Genomic DNA, 16,746 nt, shown 5'->3' with positions numbered 1-16,746 from the left:
GCCAAGAGCGGGCGAAAAAGATACCATGCGCCCCAAATATTTCTGCACTGAATCGTGATGGGAGATTGAAGCATGTTTGAGGTCAATGGCACTTATGCTAACCGCAAAGGTGAATATACAGTTTTGGCAATCAATCCACCCAAAATGCGTGTTCGTTACACCGAGGATGGCTCTGAAGCGGAGCTGAAAATTGAACTCCAGGCACGCATTTGGGAAAATATTGCCGTAGAGTACGAGGCCAAAGTCGCTAGCCGCAATGCCCGCGCTGTCAAGCGAACGGCCGTACCCACTGCCAACCATTACATCAAAGTCATCAGTGTACCAACGGTAGACGAGATGAACTTCCCTGGCTGGCCAGAACGTGTTGTGATGGCCCCATCTGCTGAGAGCGGCATCAAGCTCCAATCTAGTGACCGACTTATCTTTTATGCGTTGGAAACGCAAACATTCTTTGCGGTGGCCACCATTACGAGTGAACCCACCACAGCCAATCCCAAAGAATATTTCTTCACGGTGCCCATAGAATCGGCCGACTTTTTCCCGCTGGATATTGACGCTGTTTCTAGCAAGCTAGACAAAGGAGCCGATATTGATTCGGTGGAGCTGGAAAGCCAACCACGCTTTAAGCGGTTGCGCCTTGAAGCGGAAGCATTTTATCCAATTAATGAAGATGATTTTGAACTATTAGCAGAAGCACTCACTGAAGTTGCCGAAGATGAAGAAGATGAAGCCGAAGACGACGATGAGTACGACGAGGAAGAAGAATAAAAGAGAAGTTGAACTTTTCTGAAAAGTTCAGCCTCTTTGTTTTGCAATAACAAATTGAGTAAATAATGGATAAAGAATATATTTTAGTCAGCGTAGCCTGGCCCTACGCCAATGCCGATATTCACCAGGGCAACGTGACTGGCTCCTATTTGCCAGCCGATATTTATGCCCGCTACCATCGCCTGCGGGGCAACCATGTGCTCATGGTGTCTGGCTCCGATAGCCACGGCACGCCAGTCACGGTAAGAGCAGAAGAGATGGGTAAATCGGTGGCGGAGGTGTTTGATTATTACCACGGCCGTTTCCTCACACTGTTCCAAAAATTAGGGCTAACTTACGATCTGTTCACCCACACTGATACTGAAAACCATTTCAAAGTATCGCAAGATATGTTCTTGTCTTTGCTGGAAAATGAATACATGTACCCTAAAGTCACCAAGCAGATGTATTCGCCCACAGCCAATAAATTTTTGCCTGACCGGTACGTGGAAGGTACTTGCCCCAACTGCGGCTACGGCACTGCTCGTGGCGACCAATGTGATAATTGCAATACCCTTTTTGAAAGTGCTGCCGAACTGCTGAACCCACGGAGTCGCACGGATGATTCGGCCTTGGAACTGCGTGATACCGAACATTTTTTCATTGACCTGCCTGCCATTGCTGAAGATGGCTTACAAGCGTGGCTACATAGTGAAGACAAAGCATTTTGGCGGCCGCAAGTTATCAACTTTGCCCGCAACTTTGTGGATGAGGGGCTTATTGGCCGGGCTGTGACCCGCGACATGGATTGGGGCATTCCCGTACCCGTAGAAGGGTATGAACACAAAGTACTCTACGTCTGGTTTGAAGCCGTCATTGGCTATCTTTCAGCCTCGATTGAGTGGGCTAAAAACAGTGGTGAGCCTGACGCATGGAAGAAGTGGTGGCAAAATCCCAGGGCACGAACAGCTTACTTTGTTGGCAAGGATAATATTCCCTTCCACGCAATATTTTGGCCCGCGCAGCTATTTGGTTCCAAAGGGCTTTACAATGAAGATCCGAATGCACAGCTTAATCTGCCGTATGATGTGCCAGCCAATGAATTTATGAATATGGAAGGGCAACGGATCAGCGGCAGTCGTAATTGGGGTGTCTGGATGCTGGACGCGCTGGAGCGACATGATCCAGACCCGTTGCGGTACTATTTAACGGCCGTTATGCCCGAAACCCGCGATAGTGATTGGAGTTGGCAAGGGTACGTGGAGCGCAACAATTCAGAGCTGGTGGGCAACTGGGGCAACCTTGTCAACCGCGTGCTCAACATGACCAAGCGCTACTTCAAGGGCGAACTGCCCGATCCTGGCGAACTAACCGACAAGGACAAGAACCTGCTGGCGGCTGTGGATGCTGGCTTTGAAACGGTGGCCAAACTGTACGATGGCTGCAAGTTCCGCGCGGTGGTGCAAGAAAATTTGCGCCTCTCTAGCCTGGTGAACCAATATTTGGAAGACACTAGCCCGTGGACAACGGCCAAGACCGAGCTGCAAGCAACGGCGCGCTCGCTCTACACCACCATCCAGGCCATCAGCGGCTTGAAGATTTTATGGGCACCCATTTTGCCCTTCACCAGCCAAAAGCTGCACGAGCTGTTAGGTGAAGATGGGCAACTGTTTGGTGAGCAGATGGTTCAGGAATATGCTGAAAGCAGCCGCAGCCATACAGCGCTTACCTATAATGGCGATACGGCCGTTGGCCAGTGGACTCGTACAGAAATCCCCGTTGGCCGCAGATTGCCAAAACCGAAGCCGCTCTTCAAAAAGCTGGATGCGGCCGTTGTGGAAGATGAACTGTCCCGGCTAGGTGGTTGATGGGTTGGCTATGGCTTTTACAAAATCATGACAAGCACCTTTAGGGCGTATTGGCGGGATGATGGTATCCGCGTCAATACGGCCGAAGACACTTCGCTGGAAACCGTGCAAGATTGGGAGCAAGATGCGCTGGCCAAAATTGCTGCCTACAGCGGGCCGCAAAAGCGACTTTACGATCTGCGTCGGCTTAAGCGCGTTTCTATTTATGCGCTGCGGAGTGCCATTAGGATCAAGGCGCACCCCAATGCGCGGCTAGCCCGGGTGGCTGTGCTGGCCAACAGTGCTGTCGTGGTGCGGATGGTAAACGTCGCCCTGTCTGTACAGCCGGGTGGCCACTTTCGCCTCTTTACAGATGAAGAAACGGCCGTCGCTTGGCTCCACAACCAGTAAACTATCAGCAACCAGCAACTAATCACCAGCAAATAATCTCAAAAGCGAGACCCAACCGATGACAACCGACGATAAAAAAGTAATCTACTCAATGATGGGCGTAGGCAAAATTGTGCCCCCTAACAAACAAATCCTGCGCGACATCTCCCTCTCCTACTTTTACGGCGCAAAAATTGGCGTTTTGGGTCTGAACGGCGCAGGCAAGAGCACCCTGCTACGCATCATGGCCGGGGTGGATACCGACTTTGTCGGCGAAGTTGCCATCTCCCCCGGTTACACCGTTGGCTACCTGGAACAAGAACCCCAGCTAGACGACAGCAAAACCGTGCGCGACATCGTGGAAGAGGGCGCACAGGAAGTGGTGGATGCCCTGCGCGAATTTGATGAAATCAACATGAAATTTGCTGAGCCGATGAGCGACGACGAAATGAACGAGCTTATCGAGAAGCAGGGCGCGTTGCAAGACAAGCTGGATCACATGGATGCCTGGAACCTGGACAGCCGTCTGGAGCTGGCCATGGACGCCCTCCGCACTCCGCCCGGCGATACCTCCATCTCCATCTTATCTGGTGGTGAACGGCGGCGCGTGGCTCTGTGCCGCCTGCTGCTCAAGCAGCCAGACATCCTGCTGCTAGACGAGCCAACCAACCACCTGGACGCCGAATCGGTGGCTTGGCTAGAAAAGCACCTCAAGCAATATCCCGGCACCGTCATCGCCGTCACGCATGACCGCTACTTCTTGGACAATGTAGCCGGTTGGATTTTGGAGCTGGATCGCGGCTACGGCATCCCCTGGAAGGGCAATTACTCCTCCTGGCTCAAGCAAAAACAAGAGCGGCTGGCGCAGGAAGAAAAAGCCGAATCCGCCCGCCAGCGTACCCTTCAGCGCGAGCTTGAGTGGATCAACATGACGCCCAAGGGCAAGCAAACCAAAGCTAAAGCCCGCATCAACCGTTACAACGAGCTACTTTCTACTGAGCAACAGCGCGCCAATGAAGACCGTGAAATCTACATTCCGCCGGGGCCACGCCTGGGCGATATTGTGGTAGAGGCCAAAGGCTTGCAAAAAAGTTATGGCAACACCCTACTGTACGATGACCTCACCTTTGAGATTCCGCCGGGGGCCATTGTGGGCATCATCGGGCCAAACGGGGCGGGTAAAACCACGCTCTTCCGCATGATTGTGGGGGATGAGCAGCCCGATGGCGGTTCGTTCCGCGTGGGCGAAACGGTGCAGCTAGCCTACGTAGACCAAAGTCGCGACGATTTGGACGCAGATAAAACGGTCTGGCAAGAAATTTCTGAGGGGGAAGATACACTGCAATTGGGGCCGCGCCGTATGAACTCCCGCGCTTATGTCTCCCGGTTCAACTTTGCGGGCAGCGATCAGCAGAAGAAAATGGGTACGCTGTCTGGCGGTGAGCGGAACCGCGTGCATTTGGCCAAGCTGCTCAAATCTGGCTGCAACCTGCTGCTGCTAGATGAGCCGACCAATGATTTGGATGTAAACACGCTGCGGGCGTTGGAGCTGGGGCTGGAGAATTTTGCTGGATCGGCCGTTATTATTTCCCATGATCGCTGGTTTTTGGATCGCGTAGCCACGCACATTTTGGCGTTTGAGGGTGAGAGCCAAGCACATTGGTTCATCGGCAGCTACAGCGAATACGAAGAAGATCGCCGCCAGCGCCTGGGCGACATGGCGGATCGCCCGCATCGCATCACTTACCGTAAGCTCACCCGCGATTAGCTTGGCCGAGACGGGAGTATTCTCGAATGAGATCGGCATCTGAGGATGCCTACTCCTCGAATCACGAAATGCTATGGAGTTGAAAAGATGGCGAAGTTAACGGAAGCAAATATTGCCAGGGAAGCCAATAGCAGCTCTTTTGAAAGGGGATACAGCTATTACCAGGACGGTTATGTACTGGAAATTACCCAGCGGGGTGAGCAGCTTACGGCCGAAGTGGAAGGGAGTGGCTATCGGCCATATCAAGTACAGGTTACAGTGCAATCGGGCAAAATTGTCAGTGCCAACTGTAGTTGCCCCTATGATTGGGGTGGTTATTGCAAGCACATTGTGGCCACATTGCTGCATTACATCCACGAACCAAGCACGATAGAACGACAAACACCGTTGACAACTTTACTGGCTGATCTAACTGCTGAACAGTTGAAGCAGCTCATTATTCAGGTGGCTGCGGAAAATTTGGATTTTGTGCGAGCCATTGAGCGGGAACGGCAATGGACGAAAGTGTTGCCAACGTAAGGATGAGGTTCATGTGCCAACTGTGAGCCAGATTGATGTAACGGCCGTTAAATGCAACATTCGGCTGGGGATGCGTGATATTGGCCCCAAAGGATATGACGATTATTACTATTATGAAGAAGGGGGAGCTGATGAGGAGCTGCATAACCTGTTGGCACCCTATTTGGAACAAACATTAGCTTTATTAGCAGCGGGTGGATTAGATGAAGCGAGGGTGTTGATAACGGCCGTTATGGACGCCTTTTGCAACAATTTGGATTTGATTGAAGAATTTTACGAATATACTGAGGGTATATATGAAGGGGATGCTGACCTGAGCAAAGCGTTGACAGAGGTGATTTTGAGCCACGAGTTGACAGATAAAACGCGACAAGATTGGCGACGTAAAGCACACGATTGGAAAAAGGTTTTGGGTGAATTGAAGATGGTGGAAACGGCCGTTACCCAGGGTTGGGATTATGCACCATTGGTCTCGGTCTTGCAGGGCAATATCACCAATAAAGGAGCCTGGGAAGATGAATCCCCCTGGTTTGCTGATGAGTTGGCCAATATTCGGCTCAATGTGCTGGAGCGGCAAGGGCGCATCCAGGAAGCCATCTATTTGGCCGAGGCAGAAGGGCAGATAGAACGATTCATTCACTTGTTGGTGCAAACAGGCCAAATTGAAAAAGCGGTTCAGGAAGCCAAACAATATTTCCGCCGGGCAGGGCAGGCTTTGGCTTTGGCCAAACGGTTACAGGATATGGGGGAGCAGACGGCCGTTTGGGCTGTAGGTAAGCACGGTTTAACCCTAGAGGATGATTGGCAGCATGATAAAGGGAAATTAGGGCAATGGCTGCGCGACGTGGCTGTGGTCGCAGGGGACAGAGAACTTGCATTGGAAGCAGCCCAGGTAGCCGTCTTGTCTACGCATGAGCTAGCCGATTATACGGCCGTTCAGCAACTGGCTGGTAATCAATGGGATACACTCCAGCCCCAATTGTTAGATCAAATTGAAACCAGCAAATATTCGTCGGCAAAGTTTGATATTTTGGTGCAGGCGGGGCGGCTAACGGCCGTTCTGCGAGCCATTGATAAAAATTATCATTACCACACAGGCGACCTGTTGCGGATGCTGGCGCCCACTAAAGACAAATATCCCGATTGGGGCATTCAAAAATGCAAAAATTTAGCCGAAGCGATTATGGATGCGGGCAGAGCGAAGGATTATGATACGGCCGTTGCCTGGCTGCGCCGCGCCAAAGAAATTTACCTCCACCACCACGCCAGGCTGAGTGGTACAGCTATCTGGACGGTTTGTTGGCCCAACACGGCCGTAAATACAAGCTGGTGCCAATGTTAAAGGGGGTAAGGTGATGAAGGGGCGGAACGGCCGTTACCCCCATCCGTTGTTGCCACATTAAGGGGAAACGGCCGTTCTTAATCAAAATCTTAAGCTAAATTCAAGTTGATTTTAATTCACAGATTGGGTCGAATTCCCCGCAGCTTGCTGCGAGAGAAATTCCGATTCCCGGTTTTGATACCCCGTCTGCTTGCAGCGGGGTAGTTCATTAGCTTCTCATATTTTTATTGACATGTTTTTCCTTGAAGAGCGTTCCATGCACATCCAAAATACCTTTTTGGCCCTACCTCAAATAGAGTTTCGATGTTATCCACTACTTGTCTTCCTGAAATGGATTGATCCAACTGGGCAACTACTGGTGTTCGATCAACGGCCTCTTGTCCAAAAATCACTTTGGCTAGAGTGCGCCCTGGTCCCGTTATTATTCCGTTAATAGTATTAGCACTAAGTGCAAACACCTCTCCAAAGTAAACTTCAGGGCTATCTATTTCTCCTTGTCTGGCCCTTTCTATAGAATCGAGGCCATTGAAAGCTAATTCAACCAAATTTAATACTTCCCCTGCTCCGTCCAAAAAGTCTCCAATTTTGAGAAGGCGTGTTCGACCTACAAGGTATGGTTTTAGACTGGTTAAGGATATACGATTACGTGCCATTTCTAAAATCAGATGCCTTGCAAGAGGTATATACCCATCTCCAATTAAATCCAGAGAGAGTCCCAATCTGTCGAATTGATCACGAAGAGAATCTGAAACCGACCAAGAGGAATCGTAACTGTAATGGCTTATCTCCAGTTGATTATCTAACAGAAATTCTTCTAATAAATTATTCTCAATTAGTGTTTGCAAAATTTCAGTTAGGCCGACGGATACTCGGGAAAAACCATAAGCATCAACATTATTTACTGGGTCATTCTCAACATATCCATATCTATGCAAGGTAGTTGTAAATTGCAAACGCCCTCGATATGGATCTTGTTGCAGCCATGTTCCTGTTTGCGGATCATACTCGCGGGCATAAAAGTGGAAGAGTTCGGTGTATTCGTCCCACTCCTGGCCGGTGTAAGTGTAATGGTTGTGCGGGTCAGTAAAGTTGCTGGCGTCGGCGGCGTGGCCGTTATTGTCCAGGATGATGCCGAAATCATTGTAGCGGTAGGTGTGCCCCCCTTGCCCCTGGTGCTTGGTCATGGCGCTGACGCTGCCCAGGCCATCATAATGATAGTAGTACAGCGAACCCTGTCCACCCCCTTGCCCGTCATTCTGGCTGAGGATGCGCCCTAGACCGCGATAGTAATTGGTGTATTGCGGGCTGGGTTCCAGGTATTCGGCAATCGGGTCGAGGCCATCATAGACGTAATCCACCCACGACTGCCCGCCCCCGCCGATATGTTGGTCATGCAGGCGGCGGAAGACACGGCCGTATCCATCAAACGTCAACACCGTCTCATCTAGCGCCAGCCAGTTGCCGTTCCCGTTCGGATCATGGAAATCCTGCACTTGCTCCATTCGGTTTTCATAATCGTAGACGTAGTCGGTACGCAGCCAATCATTGTCATTGGCTGTATCGGCAACAGGAGCCAGGCGTTCGATCCGGTTGCCATTCGCGTCGTAGGTGAAGAAGGTGGTCATCAGCTCACCACCAGTTTCCTGGTTTGCCTGATGCGCCCGGCTCAGTTTTGCCAGCAGGCTGTTGACAATACCGGCATTGTCAATCCAGCCGTTATTACCCGCGCTGATGACCTCATTTTCCAAATTGGTCAAAGCGGCAGCCACCTCGGTTGCATCGGGCGGCGGCGCACCCTCCAGGTCATCCAACAGGGTGTTGGCCCAATCGAGCAATGTGGCGGCGGTGGAAGGCGTGATGTGATGTCCCTCTTGCGCTTCCACTTCGTGAACAAAAGCGCGTACCATCTGCCCTACCTGGCGCAGGCGGTCAGGATTGGCGCGAGGGGTGAGGTCGTCAACGGCCGTTAACAACTGATTCGCCCCATTGTACGTATACGTCGTCGCCAACTCGTCCACCGTCCGCGTTAGCGTCGGGTCATCGTTCGTCAGCTTATGCAGCCGGTTGCCCACCGCATCATAATCGTAGGCGGTAAAATGCCCGTCGCTGTCGTCAGAACGAATCAGCCGATACAGCGGATCATATTGGTAATCGTAATCCAGATTGGTGGGCTGCCGCCATTCATACGCCCCTTCTGTGCGCGTGCGGTTGCCCACTGCGTCCAGCGTATAGTCAAATGTGCTGATCAGGTTGCCATTGGTTTCGTGATTGTAAACACTGGTCAGGCGGTCGGCGGCATCGAAGGTGTAAACGGCCGTTGTTTCGTTCGGATAGTTGATCGTTGTAATGTTGTGCGTCGCATCCCGCACGACGGCAAAATGATTGCCATCGGGATCGGTCACGCCGTTTTGATAATTCGTCGCATCATACGCATACGTCACCGTACGGCCGTCAGGATAAACCATGCTTAACCGGTTCCCCACCGCGTCATACGTGTAGCGCACCGTTTGCCCCACATGATTGGTTGTGGCTATCAGCCGGTTAAGGGCGTCATATTCATTCACCGTCAGCCCCAGCGCATCGGTCATTGCCGTCTGGTTATGCACCGGATCATAGGCGTAGCTAATGCTGCTGCCATCGGGATAGGCTGCCTCTACCAGCAAATCATCTGCATCGTAAGTGTAATCGGTGGTATCGCCTTTGGCATCCACGCGGCGAATGAGATTGCCCACCGCGTCATACTGATACTGCCAGACGTTGCCAATAGGATTCGTTTCTTGCGTCAGGCGGCTTAACAAATCATAGGCAAAGGTTGTTGTCTCGCTGTTGCCGTCGGTGATGGTCAGTAAATTGCCCATTCCGTCGTAAGTGTAATGAGTGTACACGTTGGTTTCGTGATCGGTGGGTTGAGCGGGGATGTGGTTTTGGATAACGGCCGTTAACCTGTCTAACGCATCATATTGATACGCTGTCACCACCCCAAGCGCATCCGTCAAAGTTGTCAGTCGATTCGACAAATCATAATCATAAAGCGTGGCATGACCCAACGGATCAACCTCGCTGATACGCCGGTTCAGAGCATCATAGCCATACGTCCACGCATTTCCCTTCGCATTGGTCAAAACGTTAAGATTGTGCGCGGCGTCATATTCGTAAGTCGTTTCCTGCCCCCCCGCTTCAATCAGCAGCGTCATCAACCCATCCAAATCGTACTCAAATTGGGTCGTATGCCCGTTGGCATCAGTCACGCTGATTAGATTATCCTCCGCATCATAGGCAAACGTCGTTACGCCACCCAGCGCGTCAGTAATCGTGGCTGCATTATCATTCTCGTCATAGGTGTATGTCGTCACCCGGCCCAGCGCATCCGTTTCTGTCAGCAGATTACCCACGCCGTCATAGGCAAAAGTTGTTGTATGGCCACCCGCATCCATCAACGCAATCAGACGGTCTACTGCGTCATACGCCATCTGTGTGGTATGCCCATTGGCGTCCGTCTGCGCCGTCAAATTGCCATTGGCATCATATGCCATCGTCCACACGCCGCCCAAACCGTCGGTCATTTCAACCATGCGATCCATTAGATCGTATTCATATTGGGTAACAGCCCCAATAGGATTGGTCATGCTGCTTTGCCGCCCTACTGCATCATACGTGTAGCGGGTTGTGTAACCGAGCGCATCGGTTTGCGTTTCCAGGCGGTTGAGCACATCATAATCAAACGTTGTCGCATTCAGCAGCGCATCAACCACGACCGTGATATTTCCGTTTTCATCATAGGTAAACGCCGTCACCGCACCCAGCGCATTTTCAACTTCAATCAACTGGTACAGCACATCGTACCGGTACAGCGTCTGGTTGCCGCTGGGGTCCGTCATACTCACCCGATTGTACATGGCATCGTAACTGTAAGTTGTCGTATGCCCTTCGGGGTCCGTTTCGCTAATTAACTTCAAATTTTCATCATAGGCATAAGTTGTTACCCCACCGCGCCGGTCAACCATCTGGATTAAGTTATCGTTCACATCATACGTAAAGTAAGTTGATGCGCCTTTAGGGTCAACGATTTCCACAATATTGTCATTATTGTCATAGATGAAATGGGCCGTGTTGCCATTGGCATCGGTAATGCTGGTTTGGCGACCAACTGCATCATACCCATATACCGTCACGTTGCCTAAAGCATCAGTGATCCGCACCAAATTGCCATCATCGTCATATTGATAAAAAGTGAGATTGCCGTTGGCGTCTTGCAGGAAAATCATTTGCCCTGCTGCGTCATAATGGGCGGTGATGACGCTGCCATCTGCATTTTCAATGCGGACGAGATTACCGTCGGCGTCATAAACATAGCTGGTTGTCCGCGCTGACCCACCGGGGCCACCTTCGTCGGTGACGCTGGTAAGGTCGTTATCACTGTTGTAAGTGTAGCTGGTGACGTGCCCCAACGGATCGGTTTTGGTGAGCAGATTTCCCTGAGCGTCATAGCTGTACGTCCAGGTATTGCCTCGTTTGTCGGTGTAAGAAACGACATTGTAATCATCATCGTAGGCAAAATATTCTGTGTTGCCTAAGGCATCGGTCGTGGCTGTGACGCGACCTAAGGCGTCATATTCATCAATTGTGTTGTTGCTTAGATTGTCTGTAACGGTCGTTGAACTGGCGTCGTAACTGCCAGAGCCTTGTGAGCCGCTGGCATCCAGTTGTTCAATAACACGTCCCTGTCCGTCGTAACTGTTTTGCAGATAAAGGATATCAGCCGGATCGGTGATGGTGTGCAGGTTGTGGTCACCATCATAAGTGAATTGATAGTCGCCCCCATTCGGATCGGTAACGGTGAGTAAATCTTGTGTGCCGTTATCATACGCATATTGGACAGTGCGTCCGCTGGGGTCGGTGATGCGGCTGATGAAATCGGCGTTGTTGTTGATACTCGTCAGCTCAATATCGTAAATACGGCCGGCCGAATCCGTGATTTGCGTTGGATTGCCGTTGCTGTCTCGTTCAATCGTGATGCTGTTTCCCCAGCGATCATTGACTGCGACTAAATAGGCCATGTAGCCATTTTGTATAAAGTGGTATGTAACTTGCTCTGGTGTGGTGAGCATAAAATCAGGGCCGTTGCGCAGCAAATCCATAAAGACGCCATCTTGTCCAGGCGTGAAGGTAGTCCCGTCACCCTCAAAATAGACACCAGAACCATCGGCAAGCCGCACGTCTACGCTGCCATCATTGGCTAAACGCAGGCTCATGTCCAGGAATGAGGACCAGTTGTGGCCAAAAGCGCCGGGTCGATCATCAAAACCGTTGTAGAAACGTTCGATAACCAAGTCAAAACCATTTATCCCAGGCACAGCTAGGTCGGTGAAGCGTTGAATTAGGTTTCCGGTGGTGGTGTTTACCGGGTCCCAGCGGTAGCGCATCCAGTTTTGATAGCCTAATTGCCACAGGCGTTCACGTTCTGCGGCAATTAGCGGTTCTGGAAACTCAAAATCAGGGTTGGTACATGTGCTTGCTCCACCCAAGATATCTGTAATTGCTGCAAAGACGCCGTCGGCAATCTTTCCCATACCTACCGGATCATCCATGATGGCGCGATCAAAGTAGTTATCCATAAAGGCAAGTTCGAGGTGAGTATAGTTAATGTTGCTGTCCACTCCTATGACAACGTCCATATAGTCGCCATTTTTCAAATCGCGATTGCGTAAGCCGGTATATTCGTTGACGCGGCTCATGCCTATTTCACCAAATGCAGTTTGCAATGGTTCGCTGTAATCAACCCAGGCGGCAACACCTGTACCGGTCAGATTTTCATAGGTGTGGCTCATGTAAGGATTGACAATATCAAAGGCTAACGTAATGGCCGCATCCGGATTGGTACTATTGATTTGGTTGGTACGAGCGGGCAGTGTGACATAATAATCACCATCGCGGGTCATAATCACGTCTACGCCGCAGGCAGTGAGACGATCTCTAACCAGATTGGCGACTTGCAGATTGTATTCTTCTTCGAAAGCGGCAAATGGGAGCGGGTAGCTAACATGTCCACCGCTGAGGTCGCCACCGCCATGATCTGGATCAAGAATGACCAGTGGCGTAGCTGCGGCCGCAAATTGTGTACTTGCCAGCGTAATGGACTGCGTTAAGTTTGGCTCAAGGGTGTGCGGGGCAAGTAGAACGAAACGGCCGTCTTGCGCAATGTCGGCCGTGACCATATTAGCATCCGGGTCTACTGTTGAACCCAGACCCTCCCAAACGCCCGTGAGGGGATTTTGCTGGTAAATCCGTAATCGGTCTTCTTGTAACCCTAAAACATCAGCATCATGGTACTGTACCGTTACTTTTGCCGTTGGTATGATCGTATATGTATAAATGGTGCGATTAAATTCGGGGTCGAGAACGGCCGTTTCTGTCACAACCTGTGGCGGAAAATATGAAACCGCGTCTTGGGTTGTCACATCCTTCACAGATAATGCAAAGCCAGAACCGACAACAGTTAAACTGGGTGGCGTGTTCAGTGGGCGAGCAGTCAAATACTGGCCTGTGGCTGGTCGTTCCACTGCACCAGTGGCAAAATTAAACCGAACAGTCATACTGCCGTTGCCTGGCCCAGTCACCTGCCCCCCGGCATCAGGCGTAATAACAGGAGTAGAACCAGAGGTGGCAATCGACGGTAGGAAAATTTGAGTTGGCTCCTGTGCCAACTTGAGAGCCGAATCGGTAAACGCTTCCATTGATTGCGTCGGTACATAAATTCTGGCAGGAGCAGGCACATTCGCAAATGTAACTGCGTTATAAGGCTGGGCATCATTGCTTTGCGCCGCCGCCGACAAAAAATCTAAAGGATTTTGAGGAATAAACACACCATTTTGCAGATCGCCAACAAAACCACTTTGCGCGAAATTATCTAAGGGATCGGCGTTCAATCGGTTTTGCTGCCTGGGCGATATGAAGTTGGCTGCATCAGGCGGTGGCGGAGAAACGACCGTATCCATCATCTGCTGTCCTGCCAATGCCTGCAAATCGGCATTGGCAAAGGCCGAAAAAGGCTGAACAGGAGATGGCACCGGCCACTCCTGTTCAGATAAAGGTGATGTGGTATTGGCAGAAACGGCCGTTACCATTGGCGTTAAAAATGGCCCCGTTAACAAGCTCAGGACAACAACAATGTTTAATAGGTAAATAGCACGAGTATGGAGAAGTGTTTTCATCTTTTCCCTTCCTTACATGGTTTGGGGTAGCCTGAGATAATTGACTGGAACAATTAAAAGACCAAACAACCTATTTTATGTATGAAACAATTTAGCAAACCTGAAAAATTACAAACAACTTACTATGGAATGTGTTGTGTGAGGGTAATGTAATGGCACACCTTTTACAAAAACCGCTACCTAATATCGGGAACATAGTAGCAGAGTACTATTACAATTATTGTTACAATCATATGAGTCGAAGCAAATTGATCGTTTAGCATAGCCTTTGTGCTTGCAACCCACCGCCCCGAAGCTATACTTTCCCCATGACAGATGTGCTCGTCGAATTGACCCCAGCCCAAGAAGCCGCAATTGCGGCGGAGCAGACCAGCTTTTTGCTGGGTTCGGCCGGAACCGGCAAGACATTTGCCCTGCAACAACGGTTGCTTCGCCTTCTGCAAGCGGGTGAACCGGCTTACACGTTGCTGGTCATCGTGGCTGAGCCGGATCAGGCGCAAGGATATTTGGATGCAGTACACCAATCTGGCTTGGGGTCATATGCGGATTTGAAGATTAGCACCTACAACCAGATGGCGATGGAGATGGTGAAGCTGTTTTGGCCGTTGGTGGCGCGATCGGCGGGGTTTGAACGGCCGTATCATCCCCCAACCTTCCTCAGTTACGATCTCGCCCAACTGCTCATGTGGCACATCATCACCCCCATGCTCAACGAGGGGGCTTTTGCCGACCTGCGCTTGCGCCCCCAGCAGATTGTGAGCCAGCTGCTAGACACGCTCAATCGTGCTGCGCTCAACAGCCTGAGTTTGGGTGACGCTATCGAGCGGCAAGTACGTACTTGGGCGGGCGAGCCAGAACGCATCCGCCACCTGAATGAAGCGGCAGACGCAGCCCGCCAGTTCCGCGCTACCTGCCTGCGTGACAGTTTGCTCGATTTGTCTTTGGCAATTGAAGTGTTCGACACGCAAGTGGTGCAGCATCCCGAATTCCACAAATATTTCAGCGAGCGGTTCCGCCACCTCATTGTGGACAATATCGAGGAGCAAACGCCTGCCGGGCAAAATTTTGTGGTTGAACTGATGGATGAAACAGTGACAACGGCTGTTGCCTACGACGCCGCTGGTGGGTACAAACGATTCCTCGCCGCCGATCCACTAGGAGCCAACACATTCCGCAGCCTTAGTGCCTATGCCTTTGACTTCAAAGAGTCGTTCATCACCAGCACGCCGCTGACCCATTTAGCCAATTTGGTAGAAAACCAGCTCATGTTCACCAACAAACCATTTGCCGAAGCGCAGACGGCCGTTTTGGGTACGGTTGGTGGTCGCTACCGGCGCGAAATGGTTATCCAACTGGCCGAGGCACTGGTTGAGATGATGGCCGAGCATGATTTACACTCGTCCGAAATTGCCATCATTGCCCCGTACCTGGATGGTGCGCTGCGCTACATGCTAGGCAACGCCCTGCGCGACGCCGGGCTGCCCTACTATTTGCTGCGCCGCCGCTCTAGCCCGCGCGATGAACCTCGCGTGCGTGCCTGGCTCACCTGGCTGGCGCTAGCCCATCCCGACTGGGGCTTGCCCCCCAGCCGCTACGATATGGCCGAAGCGCTCACACTTAGCATCCACGGGCTGGACCCCGCCCGCGCTGAACTGCTGGCCGAATGGCTCTATCAGCCGGAAACTGCCCACCTGCTGCCTATTTCTGAATTGCCGGAACGCATCGAGAGCCGGATAGGCATGGATTTTGTGGGGTTGTACGAAGAAATTCGCCTCTGGCTGGCGGGGCAAGATGGCAGCGACAGCATTGATCTCTTTTTGCATAGCCTCTTCACCTTACTTTCCGAGCGGCGTTTTCAGCCGGAGCCGGATGTGGCCGGAGCGGCCGTTTGCGATTGGTTGGTGCAGGCTGCCACCCGGCTGCGCCAATCTGCCGAGGCGATTGGGCTAGCCACGCCTGCCGCCGTCGGCTACGCTTTCATTGACGGCATTAACCAGGGGTTGGTGACGGCCAATCCGCCAGAGTTGGGTGATCCCCCGGACCCCAATGGCATCATGATTTCCACAATTTATGGCTACCTGCTGGCGGGTTCCCCGGTGCGGGTGCAGGTGTGGTTGGAAACGGCCGCAACCGGCTGGTGGGATATTCCCAATCAGCCACTGAGCAATGCCTTTGTGCTGGCGCAAAGCTACGATCCCGGCCAGCCGTGGACGATGGACAATGATTTTCAAATCCGCAACCAGCTTCTCAGCCGCATTGTGCGCGGCCTGACGGCGCGATGCAGCGACGGCATTTTGCTAGCCACCAGCGACCTGGACCGGCGAGGCGTGCGACAGGATGGGCCGCTGTGGCGCGCGCTCCAGGCCGTTCGCTGAACGGGTTTCCCCTGACTAATTTCCCTGTGAACAGACAGTAAAAATTACATTTTCGTTAGAAACGGCCGTATCCCCCTGTGCTATACTGCTCCATAATGGCCAGGAAACGGCCGTATCATCACAAGTTAAAAGGGAAATGATGGCTACCAACACACCACAAACAGTTTTGATTATTGAGGATGACCCCATCATCCGAAACATTCTGCAAACAAATTTGACCAGCCAAGGATACCAAGTGCTGGCCGCTGAAGATGGCCTGAAAGGGGTGCAGACTGCCAAAGAAGCCCAGCCCGGCATTATTCTGATGGATATTCGCTTGCCCAATATCACCGGCTGGGAAGCCACTCGCCGCCTAAAGTTAGAACCAAAAACAGCGCGTATTCCCATTATTGTGCTCACCGCTCAATCCACCTCACAAGATTTGCAATACTGCTTTGAATCTGGTTGCGATGCGTTTATGACCAAGCCAATCCAGTTTGCCCAGCTATTTACCAAGATTGAGATGCTGCTCAATCGCTCATTTGATCACCCCCCAGTTGCTAAATAA

The 16,746-nt window shown here is 51.6% G+C and carries 9 protein-coding genes; 8 read left to right on the top strand and 1 reads right to left on the bottom strand.

What is annotated here, in order from left to right:
• Positions 1 to 72: 72 nt before the first annotated feature.
• The 6 genes from ACOQPM_RS07255 (at position 73) to ACOQPM_RS07230 (ending at position 6,613) form a co-directional block, all read left to right on the top strand.
• Positions 73 to 768 carry a hypothetical protein gene (locus ACOQPM_RS07255; protein ID WP_420628576.1) on the top strand — a complete coding sequence of 232 codons (696 nt, stop codon included), beginning with the start codon at positions 73 to 75 and terminating at the stop codon, positions 766 to 768.
• A 65-nt stretch (positions 769 to 833) separates the two neighbouring features.
• Entirely contained in the window at positions 834 to 2,615 is a 1,782-nt protein-coding gene (metG, locus tag ACOQPM_RS07250; RefSeq protein WP_420628575.1) for a methionine--tRNA ligase, read from the top strand.
• 27 nt (positions 2,616 to 2,642) lie between these two features.
• Positions 2,643 to 3,005, top strand: coding sequence for an STAS/SEC14 domain-containing protein (locus ACOQPM_RS07245; RefSeq protein ID WP_420628574.1), 363 nt, complete (start codon positions 2,643 to 2,645; stop codon positions 3,003 to 3,005).
• Between the two features lie 58 nt (positions 3,006 to 3,063).
• A complete protein-coding gene (ettA, locus tag ACOQPM_RS07240; RefSeq protein ID WP_420628573.1) occupies positions 3,064 to 4,752 on the top strand; it encodes an energy-dependent translational throttle protein EttA in 1,689 nt (562 codons plus the stop codon).
• An 87-nt stretch (positions 4,753 to 4,839) separates the two neighbouring features.
• Complete coding sequence (locus tag ACOQPM_RS07235; RefSeq protein WP_420628572.1) at positions 4,840 to 5,271, top strand: SWIM zinc finger family protein; 432 nt, start codon at positions 4,840 to 4,842, stop codon at positions 5,269 to 5,271.
• A 13-nt stretch (positions 5,272 to 5,284) separates the two neighbouring features.
• Entirely contained in the window at positions 5,285 to 6,613 is a 1,329-nt protein-coding gene (locus ACOQPM_RS07230; RefSeq protein WP_420628571.1) for a hypothetical protein, read from the top strand.
• 224 nt (positions 6,614 to 6,837) lie between these two features.
• Here the strand turns inward: ACOQPM_RS07230 and ACOQPM_RS07225 are convergent, their stop codons facing one another.
• Positions 6,838 to 13,824, bottom strand: coding sequence for an N-acetylmuramoyl-L-alanine amidase (locus ACOQPM_RS07225; protein ID WP_420628570.1), 6,987 nt, complete (start codon positions 13,822 to 13,824; stop codon positions 6,838 to 6,840).
• Between the two features lie 308 nt (positions 13,825 to 14,132).
• Between ACOQPM_RS07225 and ACOQPM_RS07220 the strand changes: the two genes are divergently transcribed.
• Complete coding sequence (locus ACOQPM_RS07220) at positions 14,133 to 16,199, top strand: UvrD-helicase domain-containing protein (protein WP_420628569.1); 2,067 nt, start codon at positions 14,133 to 14,135, stop codon at positions 16,197 to 16,199.
• Between the two features lie 136 nt (positions 16,200 to 16,335).
• Positions 16,336 to 16,746 carry a response regulator gene (locus ACOQPM_RS07215; protein ID WP_420628568.1) on the top strand — a complete coding sequence of 137 codons (411 nt, stop codon included), beginning with the start codon at positions 16,336 to 16,338 and terminating at the stop codon, positions 16,744 to 16,746.

This window comes from Candidatus Leptofilum sp., assembly GCF_965223525.1.
Taxonomy (GTDB): Bacteria; Chloroflexota; Anaerolineae; order Promineifilales; family Promineifilaceae; genus Leptofilum.
Note: the sequence above shows the minus strand (reverse complement) of the source record. Positions and strands in the feature narration are given on the sequence as shown.

What these genes read in the sequence shown, in the direction of transcription:
- ACOQPM_RS07255 (WP_420628576.1), top strand. Translation starts at nt 73, where the DNA reads ATGTTTGAGGTCAATGGCACTTATGCTAACCGCAAAGGTGAATATACA.
- metG (WP_420628575.1), top strand. Translation starts at nt 834, where the DNA reads ATGGATAAAGAATATATTTTAGTCAGCGTAGCCTGGCCCTACGCCAAT.
- ACOQPM_RS07245 (WP_420628574.1), top strand. Translation starts at nt 2,643, where the DNA reads ATGACAAGCACCTTTAGGGCGTATTGGCGGGATGATGGTATCCGCGTC.
- ettA (WP_420628573.1), top strand. Translation starts at nt 3,064, where the DNA reads ATGACAACCGACGATAAAAAAGTAATCTACTCAATGATGGGCGTAGGC.
- ACOQPM_RS07235 (WP_420628572.1), top strand. Translation starts at nt 4,840, where the DNA reads ATGGCGAAGTTAACGGAAGCAAATATTGCCAGGGAAGCCAATAGCAGC.
- ACOQPM_RS07225 (WP_420628570.1), bottom strand. Translation starts at nt 13,824, where the DNA reads ATGAAAACACTTCTCCATACTCGTGCTATTTACCTATTAAACATTGTT.
- ACOQPM_RS07220 (WP_420628569.1), top strand. Translation starts at nt 14,133, where the DNA reads ATGACAGATGTGCTCGTCGAATTGACCCCAGCCCAAGAAGCCGCAATT.
- ACOQPM_RS07215 (WP_420628568.1), top strand. Translation starts at nt 16,336, where the DNA reads ATGATGGCTACCAACACACCACAAACAGTTTTGATTATTGAGGATGAC.